Below are 13928 nucleotides of genomic sequence, written 5' to 3' on the forward strand. Positions count from 1 at the left end.
ATGATCTCCGCAATTAGTAAGTACGCGCTTTCGGCGGGAAGGCCGCACGCAGTTTCGGTTGCATGTTCACCTCACGGCGCGTCATGCTTTCCGTTTGCGGAACATAGAGGCTGTGGCACAGCCAGTTGGCATCATCACGCTCCGGGTAGTCGAAGCGGCTGTGAGCGCCACGGCTTTCGGTGCGGAAGTTGGCCGCTACCGCGGTGGCGTAAGCGGTTTCCATCAGGTTATCCAGCTCAAGGCATTCGATACGCTGGGTGTTGAAGTCCGGTGAACGGTCATCGAGACGCGCGTTTTTCAGGCGCTCACGAATCTCTTTCAGTTCGGCCAGGCCTTCACGCATCGCATCCCCTTCGCGGAATACCGAGAAGTTGTTCTGCATGCAGCGCTGCAGCGCCTTGCGGATTTCAACCGGGTCTTCACCGGTGGTGTTGTTTTCCCAGCGGTTGAAGCGGGCCATCGCCGCGTCGATTTCATCTTCGGTGGCGTCGCGCAGTTCGCCCTGCTCAGCGATGCACTCCATCAGATGAACACCGGCCGCGCGGCCGAATACCACCAGGTCGAGCAGCGAGTTGCCGCCAAGACGGTTTGCGCCATGTACCGATACGCAGGCAATTTCGCCTACCGCGAACAGGCCCGGAATCACTTCATCTTCACCCTGCTCGTTAACGCGCAGCGCCTGACCGGTCACGCGGGTCGGCACGCCGCCCATCATGTAGTGGCAGGTCGGGATAACCGGAATCGGCTCTTTAATCGGGTCGACGTGAGCAAAGGTGCGCGACAGTTCGAGGATGCCCGGCAGACGGGATTCCAGCACTTCAGCGCCCAGATGGTCGAGTTTCAGTTTGATGTGCGGACCCCACGGGCCGTCGCAGCCGCGACCTTCACGAATTTCCACCATCATTGAACGCGCCACCACATCACGGCCCGCCAGATCTTTGGCGTTCGGCGCGTAGCGCTCCATGAAACGCTCGCCATGCTTGTTCAGCAGATAGCCACCTTCACCACGGCAGCCTTCGGTCACCAGCACACCCGCACCCGCGATGCCGGTTGGGTGGAACTGCCACATCTCCATATCCTGCATTGGCACGCCGGCACGCAGCGCCATGCCGACGCCGTCGCCGGTGTTGATGTGGGCGTTGGTGGTGGACTGATAGATACGGCCAGCACCGCCGGTCGCGAGGATAGTGGCTTTGGCTTTGAAGTAGACTGTTTCACCGGTTTCGATGCAGATGGCGGTACAGCCGACGATCGCACCGTCAGCGTTTTTCACCAGATCCAGTGCATACCACTCGGAGAAGATGGTGGTTTTGTTTTTCAGGTTCTGCTGATACAGCGTATGCAGCAGGGCGTGGCCGGTACGGTCGGCAGCAGCAGCGGTACGCGCCGCCTGCTCACCACCGAAGTTTTTCGACTGACCACCAAACGGACGCTGATAAACGCGGCCGTCATCAAGACGGGAGAATGGCAGGCCCATGTGCTCCAGCTCCAGAATCGCTTCCGGACCGGTTTTACACATATATTCGATTGCGTCCTGGTCACCGATGTAATCGGAGCCTTTGACGGTATCGTACATGTGCCATTCCCAGTTATCTTCGTGGGAGTTACCCAGTGCCACGGTAATCCCGCCCTGCGCCGATACGGTGTGGGAACGGGTTGGGAACACTTTGGATAACAGAGCACAGCTCTGGCCCGACTGGGAGATTTGCAGCGCGGCGCGCATACCCGCACCACCTGCGCCGATCACCACGGCATCAAATTCTCTGACTGGCAAACTCATTTACACACCCCACACCACAACAGTTCCATAAATTGCATACGACAACAGCGCGACCACAATCACCAGTTGCAACACCAGACGCGTTGCCAGCGGTTTCACGTAGTCGGTCAGGACCTGCCACATGCCAATCCAGCCGTGGACCAGAATCGAGAACAGCGTCAGCAACGTGAACACTTTAGTAAAGGAGGAAGCGAAAAAGCCGCGCCAGACGTCATACGTCAGCGTGCCGGTCATCACGACAAAACCGAGGATGTAGAGAATGTAGAGCGTAATTAAGATTGCAGCAGCACGCAGTAACAGCCAGTCATGGATACCGTTGCGTCCTAATGCAGAAGCATTGCTTACCATACGAGGACTCCAGCCAGAATTGAGAGCACGACAGTGATAACAAAAACCGCTTGCGCGGTACGGGTTCCTACCTGCAGGGTTTCTGCCGTAAAACCGAAGTCGGCCAGCATGTGACGAATGCCGCTTGCTGCGTGATATGCCAGCGCGGTCAGAATGCCCCACATGATGAATTTGGCGAAGAAGCTATCCATGATAGATGCCGCTTGCTGGAAACCTTCCGGAGAAGAGAGGGAGAGACCCAGTAACCAGAGCAGAATTCCGAGAGCGACAAAGGTAATCACGCCGGAGACGCGGTGGAGAATGGACGATATTGCAGTAACGGGAAACCGGATCGTCGAGAGATCCAAGTTAACAGGTCTTTGTTTTTTCACGGTTTTGCCCACACAGCTCTTTTTTATTTTGCTTCCTCCGGTCCTGAGTTACAGAAGAGCACAGTGCGTGTTCGGACTGCAACCGCCACCAAAATAGCAACATCCAGTGTTAAATGAAGCGGGTAAAACGCTGGGTGGCTCCTGGTGTCAGGGTATTCCGGAGACCTGGCGGCAGTATAGGAGGATCACATTCTGATTACAATTCCCCTACAATCTCTTTGGTCACATTTAAGCTGAACAGTGATCCGCCTCACGTATTTCACAATTTATACATTTTTAATTATCTGATTTGACAATAGATCAACATTTCAGTTACAAACGAACGCACTAAAACCCTATGATGCATAAAAGTTATGGGGATACACTTTCCCCTAAGCTCAAGTTATGTAACATTGCCTTTACGAGCAACACAAACCGTCAGGTTATTGGTTACCAAGAAGTTATGTCGTGACAGGATCTTTAACATCCACGATGTGCAGCGCGTCATGCCCGGACACCACCGATTGGCTTTACACATTTCGCTCCGTAACCTTGCAGCATGAACGTTACCGCTGAGTGATGCTGTGAAGATTCTGTTTTAGCCTAAGTCGTACGGGTTGCAACAAGGCAGTAAGCGTGCAAATGATGGGCGTTTACGCAAGTAAATGACCGCACTGCGCGCGCGCAGCCAGTGTAGCGGCGGCCCGAAAATACGGCGGGTAAACGCAACATGATGACTGTTCTGGTGTCTAAGATCCTTACCTACTAAGGCGCTATGGAGACGAAAAATGACAGATAAAAAAGTGACGCTAACCCTACAAGATAACAACTCCGTGGAACTGGATGTGATGCAAGGCACGCTGGGACAGGATGTTGTTGATGTCCGCGCCCTTGGCTCAAAAGGCCTGTTCACCTTCGACCCCGGTTTTACCTCTACGGCGTCCTGCGAATCAAAAATTACCTTTATTGATGGTGATGAAGGGATTTTGTTACATCGCGGTTTCCCTATCGATCAGCTGGCTACCCACTCAAACTATCTGGAAGTGTGCTACATCCTGCTGAACGGCGAAGCCCCTACTCAGGCGCAGTACGACGAGTTCCGCACTACCGTAACCCGTCACACCATGATTCACGAGCAGATCACCCGCCTCTTCCACGGCTTCCGTCGTGATTCACACCCGATGGCGGTGATGTGCGGCGTGACCGGCGCGCTGGCCGCCTTCTATCACGATTCATTAGACGTGAATATTGAACGTCACCGTGAAATCGCCGCCTTCCGCCTGCTGTCAAAAATGCCGACCATGGCCGCGATGTGTTACAAATACTCCATCGGCCAGCCGTTTGTGTATCCGCGTAACGACCTCTCCTATGCCGGTAACTTCCTGCATATGATGTTTGCTACGCCGTGTGAAGAGTACAAAGTGAACCCGGTGCTGGAACGCGCCATGGACCGTATTCTGATCCTGCACGCTGACCACGAACAGAACGCATCAACCTCTACCGTGCGTACCGCCGGTTCTTCCGGTGCCAACCCGTTTGCCTGTATCGCCGCCGGTATCGCCTCGCTGTGGGGACCTGCGCACGGTGGTGCCAACGAAGCCACGCTGCGTATGCTGGAAGAGATCAGCACCGTGGATCACATCCCGGAATTCGTGCGTCGCGCCAAAGATAAGAACGATTCGTTCCGTCTGATGGGCTTCGGTCACCGTGTGTATAAGAACTATGACCCGCGCGCGACCGTGATGCGTGAAACCTGTCATGAAGTGCTGAACGAGCTGGGCATGAAGGACGACCTGCTGGAAGTGGCGATGGAGCTGGAGCACATCGCGCTGAACGACCCGTACTTTATCGAGCGCAAACTCTATCCGAACGTCGATTTCTATTCCGGTATCATTCTGAAAGCGATGGGCATTCCATCATCAATGTTTACCGTGATCTTCGCGATGGCGCGTACCGTTGGCTGGATTGCGCACTGGAAAGAGATGCACGACGAAGGCATGAAGATTGCCCGCCCACGTCAGCTCTACACCGGTTACACCGAGCGCGAATTCAGCTCGGCGCTGAAAAAATAACAATCAGGGCGGGTTATCCCGCCCTTTTCTTTTTTAGTACACGGCGAAAGTTTGGGGCGCATCGTGCCAAGCCCTGCCTGGCTAAGCCCCGTTTCAGGCGTCCTCGCGCCGCTGACGCGGTACCTTCACATCCTTCGTCAGTCTGACGGACCGCCGTAGACGGGACATCCTGTCCCGGCTACGGCTTTCGCCCGCATCCATGCGGTCTCATCCTGACTTCCTCATGCTGTTCAGCGCTGCGGATTGCCTGTCCCGGGGCTCAGCCAGTCAGTGCATTAGTTCTGGTGCAGTTTGCCGGGAGACGATGCGGGGATGGCCTGTCCCGCGCCTCTTCTATTGATGACCAATACTCAATGCTGACAGCCCGGACACCAGTAAAACGGTCGTGATGAAAGTACGCCTTTCTCAATGACGGTGCCGCAGCGCCGGCACTTTTTGCCCTGGCGGTGAAACACCTCGAAACGAAACGCCGCCTCTTCGTGATACTTCTTCATGCTGCCACGCATCTGATAGGACAAACGCGGCACCGCCAGCATGGCGTGGCTCAACGCATCCAGCTGCTGGTCGCTCAAATCCTGTGCACGATGCTGCGCCAGCAAACCGGCGTGCCACAAAATCTCGACGCGCAGATAGTTGCCGAGCCCGGCGAGAAATGCCTGATCCAGCAGCAAACCGCTGAACTGGCGGCGACGAAAACGCGGCGACAGCAGTCGCTCGCGCACCTCTTCCACCGTCAGCGTAGCGTCCAGTACGTCAGGTCCGACGCGTTGCAAAAACGGATGCGCGCCAAGCGTATCTGCGTTCAGCAGCTCAATATCCGAAGCGCTATACAGCAAAATTGCCCGGTCGGCATTACCCAGCCGCACGCGCAGCTGGCGCGAAGTATTGGGCTCAGTCCCGCTCGGCACCACACGCCACACGCCGTACAGCTGATTATGGCTATACAGCGTCAACCCGTTGGAGAAGTGTGTCAGCAGTGCCTTGCCGCGCGTTTCAAAGGCGTCGATGGTTTCCCCCATCAGCGCCGGTTCGTAGGTCTTCAGCGCCGGAAAAGCAAACCATACCTCGGTCAGAGGCTTGCCCACCATTGCCGCTGCAAGTTGATCCGCCGCGCGGCGGATCTCCGGTCCCTCTGGCATAACCGCTCCTGATTAATGGGTTGCGCCGCCCACTTCGCGAATGTCTTTCTCTGTGCTGAGAATCACCTGCAGCGACGTTTCCAGCGCCTGGATCACACTGGCGGTCGACATACTCGGTGCCCCAGGATGCTGCGCCGCCTGCTGCGGCATATACGGGATATGCACGAAACCGCCGCGTGCTGCGCTGCCTGTGGTCTGCAGCCAGTGCAGCAGGTGATACATGACGTTATTACAGGTAAATGTCCCGGCGGTTTGCGACACCGAAGCCGGAATCCCCACTTCGCGCAGTGCCGCGACCATCGCTTTGATCGGCAGCGTGGAAAAATAGGCCGCCGGTCCCCCGGCGACAATCGGCTGATCGACCGGCTGCTGCTGGTCGTTATCCGGAATGCGCGCATCGTTCACATTAATCGCCACGCGCTCTACGCTGATATCGCTGCGCCCGCCAGCCTGGCCGACGCACAGCACGCGGTGCGGCTGCAGCTCTTCCAGCGCAGCGGTCAGCACCTGGCCGCAGCGGGCGAATACCACCGGCAGCTGGCGCACCACAATCCGCGCGCCGCCGAACTCCCGACCATCAAAGCTGCGTACCGCTTCCCACGACGGATTAATGCGCTCGCCGCCAAACGGCTCGAACGCCGTCATTAACACCGTTTTCATCGCAACCTCACAGGAACATCAGGAAATAAAGCAGGAAAATATTTACCAGTAACAGTAGCACACCGGTTGGCACCTGAGCCTTGATCACCGCGTTACGGTCCGGCAGCTCCAGTAAACGCGCCGGAACGATATTGAAGTTGGCAGCCATCGGCGTCATCAGCGTGCCGCAGTACCCGCAGAACATGCCGATCGCCGCCATCACCGCCGGATTGCCACCGTGCTGCAGCACCAGAATCGGAATACCGATGCCGGCGGTGACAATCGGGAACGCCGCAAACGCATTGCCCATCACCATGGTCAGCAGCGCCATGCCCAGCGCATACACCGCCACCGCAATCAGCCGGTTATCCACCGCCAGATAGTGTTCGGTAAGATGTGAAATCGCTGTCCCAACGCCAGCGCTGGTAAACAGCAGGCCGAGCGTGGCGAGAATCTGCGGCAAAATAAATGCCCAGCCAACCGCATCCAGCAAACGCCGCGTCTCCTGCATCGACTGCAGCGGCTTCTCGTGGGTAAACTTCAGCGCAATCAGCCAGCCCAGCACGCAGCCAATCATCATCGAAAACAGCGTGACCAGCGTCGAATGATTGCCCGGGCCAAACACCCTCTCCTGCAGACCGGGAATATGATTGAACGCCAGCACGCCAATCACCGTCACCAGCGGAATTGCCAGCGCCGGCAGGAACAGCTTATTGCCGAGACGCTGCGCGCTCTGCTGCTTCTGTTCATCGCTGCGCTGATGATAGCGACCGAGGCGCACGCCGCCGAACCCGGCAATCAGCGCCATGATCACCACCGCCGCGCCCACGGCAATATGCAACCAGCGACGTCCCAGCTCCGCATCACCGGCCCACTGCCCCATCAGTTGATAAGCACCGTCGCCAATCAGGAAAATCAGACCGTACAGCGCCCAGAATAAACCGGTGGTAAAACGGCGCGGGTTGGCGCTATCGCGCCATGACAGCAGCGCGACAATCAGCAGGATCGCCCCGGCCAGCCACATCAGATACTGTTGCTGAAACATCACTCACCTCCTTTTGCGCGCAGCGCCTGCTGGTTGAGCGCGCCCAGCTCACGCGACAGCTGACGGTCGAGCCGCACCAGTCGCGCAGCATGAATCAGGAACGCACACAGCGCGGTCGGAATGCCCCACAGCGCGATGTGCAACGGTTCGGTGCTGATGCCCGCCGACTCCTGCATAAAGTTGTGCATAAAAATGATCGCGCCGAAGGCCACGAAAATATCTTCACCGAAGAACAGCCCGACGTTATCGGTGGCCGCCGACATGGCGCGCAGCCGCTGACGAATCTCCGGTGATACGCTGCCGTAACGGTTTTCAGTGGCACCTTCGGCCATCGGTGCCAGCAGCGGACGCACCATCTGCGGATGGCCGCCCAGGCTGGTCAGCCCCAGCGCCGCAGTCAGCTCACGCACGAACAGATAGACGATCAGTAAACGGCCGGCGGTGGCGGTTTTGATCCGGGCGATCCACGTCTGCGCACGCTCTTTCAAACCGTGGCGCTCCAGCAATCCAATGACCGCCAGCGGTAACAGCAGGATCAGCGGCAGATTACGGGTATTGATAAAGCCGGAACCGAGCTTCTCCAGAATATCGCCGAGCGGCATATGCGCCGCCAGCCCGGTGACAAAACCGGCAACAATCACCACCAGCACCGGGTTGAAGCGCAGCACAAAGCCGAGCACAATCGCGGCAATGCCGAGTAACGGCCAGAGATTGACCACGTTATCCATGTTTTCCCCTCGTCAGAAATAAAAAGCCCGGCAACAGGCCGGGCTAACAGTCAATGATCAGGCGCTGGTGACAGCAATCTGATTTGTCGCAAAAGCGGCGCGCAGCGTGCGGGCGAATTCCAGCGCATGGGCACCATCGCCGTGCAGACAGACCGTCTGCGCATTCACCGCCACCCATTCGCCGCTGACGCTGCGCACCTGACGCTGCTGCACCATGGTGAGCGTCTGCGCCAGCGCCTGCTCAGCCTCTTCGATTAACGCCCCGGGCTGGCTGCGCGGCACCAGCGCGCCACTGGCCAGATAGCCGCGGTCAGCAAACACTTCTTCGCGCGTGCGCAGACCATGATGCGCGGCGGCGGCAATTGAGGCGCTGCCCGCCAGGCCAACCAGAATCAGCGCCGGATCGACGGCTTTCACCGCGCGCGCAATCGCATCCGCCAGCGCTGCATCCGCCGCTGCCTGGTTATACAGCATGCCGTGCGGCTTCACGTGCACCAGCTTCACGCCTTCACTTTCGGCAAGGCTTTTCAGGGCACCAATCTGGTAGATCACCTGCGCGTAGACGGTTTCCGGTGGCAGCTGCATGGCGGTCCGGCCAAAATTTTCCCGGTCGGGAAAGCTCGGATGCGCACCAATCGCCACGCCGTTGGCGCTGGCCCAGCGCACCGACTGCAGCATGGTTTCGGCATCGCCGGCATGGAAACCGCAGGCGATGTTGGCCGAGCTCACCAGCTCCAGCAGGGCCCGATCGCTGGCACTGCCTTCACCGAGGTCGGCGTTAAGATCGATCTTCATGAGCAAGCCCCCAGGCTATCTGATCAAGCGAACGTTGCTGCTGCTGTTTGGCCAGCAGCGCCTCCTCCAGCGTGCAGCGGATGAAGTGAATCGGTTCTCCCAGACGAATCTGCGCCAGCTGATAGAGATCGGCTTCGATGACACAGGCGATACGCGGATAGCCGCCGGTGGTTTGCGCATCGGCCATCAGCACAATCGGCTGACCGTTCGGCGGCACCTGCACCACACCCGGCACCAGGCCGTGCGACAGCAGTTCACGTGCGACACTGCGCTGCAGCGGACTGCCCTGCAGCCGGTAGCCCATGCGGTTACTTTGCGGGCTGAGCTGCCACGGGTTACGCCAGAATGCGTCCTGCGCGTCGTGGGTAAATTCGTTGTACTCCGGCCCCGGCAGTGCGCGGATGCGGTTGCCCCACAGCAGCTGCCGTACGCCAGCCTGATGGCTGAAGCGGCGCGTCGGCTTGCCCAGCGGCAGCTGATCGCCATCCTGCAGTTTACGTCCCAGCCAGCCGCCAAAGGCCGCTTTGAGATCGGTGCTGTGCGATCCCAGCATGGCGTCGATGGCGAAACCGCCGTTCACCGCGAGATAGCTGCGCATACCGCGCGTAGGCATGGACAGACTCAGCACCTGGCCTTTTTTCACCGGCAGACGCCAGCCGGTCCACACCGGCTGGCCATCCAGTTCGGCGCTGCAGCTGGCACCGGTCAGCGCAAACCAGCCGTCGCGACGAAACTCCGCTTTGAACTGGCCGAGCACAATCTCCAGCACCGCGCTGTTTTCCGCGTTGCCGACCAGCATATTGGCCGTGCGCATTGAAGGCTCATCCAGTGCGCCGCTCAGGCTGATGCCGTATTGCCGCCAGCCGTGGCGGCCGCGATCCTGCACCGAGGTCATTAATCCGGCACGCAAAATGTTTAACATACGCCCTCCCGTTGTGGCACGAAGCGGACGCTGTCGCCGGGACGCAGCAGCGTCGGCGGCTGTTGCTGTGGATCGAACAGGCTAAGCGGCGTGTGACCAATCAACTGCCAGCCACCGGGCGCGGCCAGCGGATAGATACCGGTCTGGCTGCCGCCAATGCCCACCGAACCGCCAGGCACCACCAGCCGGGGCTCGGCGCGACGCGGCGTGTGCAGCCGCTCATCCAGCCCGCCGAGATAAGGGAAACCCGGCTGAAAGCCAATGAAATAGACCACGTAATCCGCGCTGCTGTGCAGTTCCACCACCTGTTGCGAGGTCAGATCCGCCGCACGGGCGACCTCCACCAGATCCGGACCGCCCGCGCCGCCATACACCACCGGAATCTCAACCTGACGCGGCTCGGCCAGCAGCACCTCGCTCTCTTCCCACCAGCGCTGCAAACGCTCGATAGCATCCAGCGCTTTCAGCTGCGGATCGCGCAGTAGCAGCGTCAGGTTATTCATGCCCGGAATCACTTCCGCGATCTGCTCATTCTGCTGCAGCCGCTGGCACAATCCCCAGATGCGCTGCTGGCTGACGAGCGAAACCGGCGGTTCCAGCTCCAGTACCACCGCCCGCTCACCCAGCAGATAACAACGTGCTCGTTGCAAAACCCACCTCCCGGTCATTAATAAAACGCGCCGTGACCGCAGTGACGGCGCGCCTGAGGGCATTCGCTTATGCGAAAAGTCAATAAGTTATGCGAAAGTGAAGGAGATGTGTCAACTGATTTGCGCCCGGCACGTGTTTTCCGGGCGCATAAGCGAGGCGGTCAGGCGGGGTTGTCGATATCGATAAAGGTCACATCCAGACCATGCTGGCTGGCGAGCCACTCACCGAGCGCTTTAATACCGCCGCGTTCGGTGGCGTGATGGCCGGCAGCAAAGAAATGCAGCCCCTGTTCACGGGCGCTGTGAATGGTCTGCTCAGAGACTTCACCGCTGATAAAGGCGTCAACGCCAAAGGCGGCGGCCGCATCGATAAAGCCCTGACCGCCACCGCTGCACCATGCCACCCGGCGAATCAGCGCCGGAGCATTATCACCGCAGTGCAGCGGCTGGCGGCCGAGGCGCGCCGCGATTTTTTCCGCCAGCGCCGGACCGCTTAGCGGCTCAGCCAGCTCGCCCCAAGGCACCAGCGGCTGAATTTCACCTTTGACGTCGATATCAAACAGCGTGGCCAGCTGGGCGTTGTTGCCGAGCTGTGGGTGAGCATCGAGCGGCAGGTGCCAGCCGTACAGGTTGATGTCATTGGCCAGCAGCGTGCGCAGACGCTGGCGCTTCATCCCTTTAATTACCGGCGCTTCGCTCTTCCAGAAGTAGCCATGGTGCACCAGTATCGCATCGGCCTGGCGTTTTACCGCCTCATCCAGCAGCGCCTGACAGGCCGTCACGCCGGTTATTACGCGGCGCACCTGCTCACGCCCCTCAACCTGCAAACCGTTGGGCGCATAGTCGCTGAAGGCACTGGTGTTGAGTTGCTGATTGACGATCTGTTCTAACTCGAAATTGTTCATAACGGCTCCGTGACCGCCTCAGGCTGCGCTGCGCGCGCGCTCGAAGGCGTCTAATGTCTTTTTACGTGCCGCCTTATGTTCCACGATTGGCGCCGGATAATCGAGTTTCTTGTTATTTTTCTCTGCCCAGGCGTGCGGTTGATGAATGGCGCTGTCCGGCACGTCTTGCAGCTCCGGCAGCCACCGGCGGATAAACTCGCCCTGCTTATCAAAGCGCTCGCCCTGGGTCGTCGGGTTGAAGATGCGGAAGTAAGGCGCAGCGTCGGTGCCGGTCGACGCGGCCCACTGCCAGCCACCGTTGTTAGCCGCCAGATCGCCGTCAATCAGCTGCTGCATGAAATAGCGTTCACCCTCGCGCCAGTCAATCAGCAGATCTTTCACCAGAAAGCTGGCGGTGATCATGCGTAACCGGTTGTGCATCCAGCCCAGCGTATTGAGCTGGCGCATCGCTGCGTCGACAATCGGATAACCGGTTTTGCCCTGCTGCCAGGCGGTAAGGTGTTGCTCATTCTGTTGCCAGCTGACGTTGCGCGTCCAGTCGACAAACGGCTGATGCTTACACAGCGCCGGAAAGGCCACCATCAGGTGACGATAAAATTCGCGCCAGACCAGTTCATTCAGCCACACCAGCGCGCTGCCGTTGTTCAGCGCCTGCGGATGCTCCTTCAGAATGCGATGCAGGCACTGACGCGGCGACAGCACACCAATCGCCAGATACGGCGACAGGCGGCTGGTGCCGTCAATCGCCGGCATGTCGCGCTGCTGGTCATATTTTTCCACCCGCTGCTGAGCAAACTGGCGCAGCTGCTTCAGCGCCGCCTCTTCTCCGGCGGGGAACCAGGTTTCGTCGAATTCTTCCACAGGATAATCGAATGCCGCTATTTTTTTGCCGGCGGCCACGGGTGCCCCGGCGCGCGCTTTTGGTGCGTGATGGCACTCTGGCAGCCCCTGTTGCAGACGCCGGATAAACGCTTTGCTGAACGGCGTGAACACTTTGAACATGCTGTTGCTGCCGGTCTGTACGCTGCCCGGCGGTAACAGCAGGCTGTCATCGAACCCCTGGCACACCACGCCCTGCTGATCGAGCTGCTTCTCAACCGCAGCATCGCGCTGGCGCTCATTGATTTCATACTGATAGTTGTAAAACAGCGCATCCACCTTGTGCTGCTGGCAGAAGGTCGCCAGATAGTCGACCGACGCGGCGAAGTCATCGCACTGATGAAAGTGCAGCTTGATACCGCGTTCTGCCAGCGACTGCTGCAGCAGGCACAGGTTTTGATGGATAAAAGCTGCCTGTTTGGGGGCCATGCTGTGTTGCTGCCACTGGCCGGGCGTGGCGATGAAAAGCGCCAGCACCTCGGCCTGACTGTCGCGGCAGGCCGCGGCCAGTGCGCTGTTATCATTCATGCGCAAATCGTTACGCAGCCAGACTAAGTGAGTGCTCATAATGCTCCGTGTTTACTGGCCGTAGCGCAGACGCAGCGCTTCCGGGTAGGGATCGAAATAACGCTGCTGCGCCAGCCACGGGTGCGGGAACTCTGCCATGTAATGTTTCAGCATGGTGATGGGGGCCAGCAACGGCTGCACACCGCGACGGTAGCGGTCAATCAGCTGCGCCAGCTCCTGACGCTGCGGTGAACTCAGCTTCGGCCGGAAATAGCCCTGAACATGCATCAGCACATTGGTGTGATTACGACGCGACGCCTGGTGCGACATCAGGTGCATCAGACGGTTACGGTATTCAAAGGCGTACGCATCCAGTGACTCCCACTGTTCCATTGCCGCGACAAACCGCCCCATCTCGCGGTACTCATCCTGCGCATGCGACAGCAGCAGCAGTTTGTAGCGACTGTGGAAGGCAATCAGCTTGTGGCGCGTCAGCCCGCTGCGCCACATTTCGTTGAACTCATGCAGCGCATAGACGCGCCCCATAAAGTTTTCGCGGATCGCATCATCGTGCAGGCGTCCATCCTCTTCCAGCGGCAACCACGGTAGCTCTTTCTGCAGGAACGAGGTGAACACGCCGGTGCCGGCTTTGCGATTGTTGTTAGTGTCAGGCTCGTAGACGCGCACCCGCTCCAGTCCGCAGCTCGGCGATTTGGCACACAGGATGTAGCCGCACAGATGGTGCAGCGATTTGACGCGCTCAGCAGACCAGCGGGCCATGTCGTCGGTCAGCTCTTCCCCGCCGTCTTTACTGAAACACAGGTGGATCTGATCGTCGCTTTGTTTGACCAGCCGCAGCGCCGGGCGCGGCGTCGGCAGACCGATGGCCATTTCCGGGCAGACAGGTTCGAAGCGCACAAATGGCGCGAGCTCGTCAGTTGCAAAGGCAAAACGCTTGTGGCCGCCATCGAATCGGACGCTATCCCCGAGCAGGCAGGCACTGATACCTACAGGAATTTTCTCGCTCATACTTGTACAACCTCCAAAATCTTGTAGAGGTTTAAGTGTAGCTGAAATGCCGCGAGATAACAGCGGGACAATGCGTTTGTCGCACCACTTTAAGATAAAAAAACCCGGTGCCTCGAGCGAGGTCACCGGGTTATCACCGC

14 protein-coding genes are annotated in these 13928 nt (G+C 58.8%); 1 reads left to right on the top strand and 13 read right to left on the bottom strand.

All coding sequences use genetic code 11. From position 1 onward, the window contains the following. Positions 1-13: 13 nt before the first annotated feature. The 3 genes from sdhA to sdhC are packed head-to-tail and all read right to left on the bottom strand — an operon-like array spanning position 14 to position 2511. Positions 14-1780 carry a succinate dehydrogenase flavoprotein subunit gene (gene sdhA / locus C1N60_RS14100; RefSeq protein ID WP_021508539.1) on the bottom strand — a complete coding sequence of 589 codons (1767 nt, stop codon included), beginning with the start codon at positions 1778-1780 and terminating at the stop codon, positions 14-16. Continuing rightward, complete coding sequence (gene sdhD / locus C1N60_RS14105; RefSeq protein ID WP_021508540.1) at positions 1781-2128, bottom strand: succinate dehydrogenase membrane anchor subunit; 348 nt, start codon at positions 2126-2128, stop codon at positions 1781-1783. Further along, on the bottom strand, positions 2122-2511 hold the full coding sequence (gene sdhC / locus C1N60_RS14110) for a succinate dehydrogenase cytochrome b556 subunit (protein ID WP_021508541.1): 390 nt from the start codon (positions 2509-2511) through the stop codon (positions 2122-2124). Before sdhC ends, sdhD begins: the two co-directional genes overlap by 7 nt. Positions 2512-3266: 755 nt before the next feature. Between sdhC and C1N60_RS14115 the strand changes: the two genes are divergently transcribed. Next, positions 3267-4550, top strand: a complete 1284-nt coding sequence (locus C1N60_RS14115; protein WP_021508542.1) for a citrate synthase — start codon at positions 3267-3269, stop codon at positions 4548-4550. Between the two features lie 350 nt (positions 4551-4900). On the opposite strand, the gene nei is transcribed toward C1N60_RS14115, so the two are convergent. The 10 genes from nei to C1N60_RS14165 all read right to left on the bottom strand — a co-directional run bounded on the left by nei (position 4901) and on the right by C1N60_RS14165 (position 13788). Continuing rightward, entirely contained in the window at positions 4901-5689 is a 789-nt protein-coding gene (gene nei / locus C1N60_RS14120; RefSeq protein WP_058769449.1) for an endonuclease VIII, read from the bottom strand. A gap of 12 nt (positions 5690-5701) precedes the next feature. Beyond that, positions 5702-6349 (bottom strand): pyroglutamyl-peptidase I, encoded by a 648-nt coding sequence (gene pcp, locus C1N60_RS14125; protein ID WP_058775288.1) that lies wholly within the window; start codon positions 6347-6349, stop codon positions 5702-5704. 7 nt (positions 6350-6356) lie between these two features. After that, a complete protein-coding gene (locus C1N60_RS14130) occupies positions 6357-7373 on the bottom strand; it encodes a DUF979 domain-containing protein (RefSeq protein WP_215786352.1) in 1017 nt (338 codons plus the stop codon). Continuing rightward, positions 7373-8101, bottom strand: a complete 729-nt coding sequence (locus C1N60_RS14135) for a DUF969 domain-containing protein (RefSeq protein WP_058781261.1) — start codon at positions 8099-8101, stop codon at positions 7373-7375. Before C1N60_RS14135 ends, C1N60_RS14130 begins: the two co-directional genes overlap by 1 nt. A 57-nt stretch (positions 8102-8158) precedes the next feature. Further along, positions 8159-8896: a 5-oxoprolinase subunit PxpA gene (gene pxpA / locus C1N60_RS14140; RefSeq protein ID WP_394521004.1), complete on the bottom strand. Its 738-nt coding sequence runs from the start codon at positions 8894-8896 to the stop codon at positions 8159-8161. Continuing rightward, complete coding sequence (gene pxpC / locus C1N60_RS14145) at positions 8880-9818, bottom strand: 5-oxoprolinase subunit PxpC (RefSeq protein ID WP_394521005.1); 939 nt, start codon at positions 9816-9818, stop codon at positions 8880-8882. The genes pxpA and pxpC overlap by 17 nt, the downstream gene beginning before the upstream one ends. Next, complete coding sequence (gene pxpB / locus C1N60_RS14150; RefSeq protein WP_088516294.1) at positions 9812-10468, bottom strand: 5-oxoprolinase subunit PxpB; 657 nt, start codon at positions 10466-10468, stop codon at positions 9812-9814. Before pxpB ends, pxpC begins: the two co-directional genes overlap by 7 nt. A 161-nt stretch (positions 10469-10629) precedes the next feature. Next, positions 10630-11373 (bottom strand): type 2 GTP cyclohydrolase I, encoded by a 744-nt coding sequence (locus C1N60_RS14155; RefSeq protein WP_021508550.1) that lies wholly within the window; start codon positions 11371-11373, stop codon positions 10630-10632. A gap of 18 nt (positions 11374-11391) precedes the next feature. Then, on the bottom strand, positions 11392-12819 hold the full coding sequence (phrB, locus tag C1N60_RS14160; RefSeq protein WP_394521006.1) for a deoxyribodipyrimidine photo-lyase: 1428 nt from the start codon (positions 12817-12819) through the stop codon (positions 11392-11394). Between the two features lie 12 nt (positions 12820-12831). Beyond that, the gene (locus C1N60_RS14165; protein ID WP_058757888.1) at positions 12832-13788 is read right to left on the bottom strand and encodes a YbgA family protein; all 957 of its coding nucleotides are present in this window, start codon (positions 13786-13788) and stop codon (positions 12832-12834) included. Between the last annotated feature and the right edge of the window lie 140 nt (positions 13789-13928).

It is taken from the genome of Pantoea sp. SGAir0184 (genome assembly GCF_043544755.1).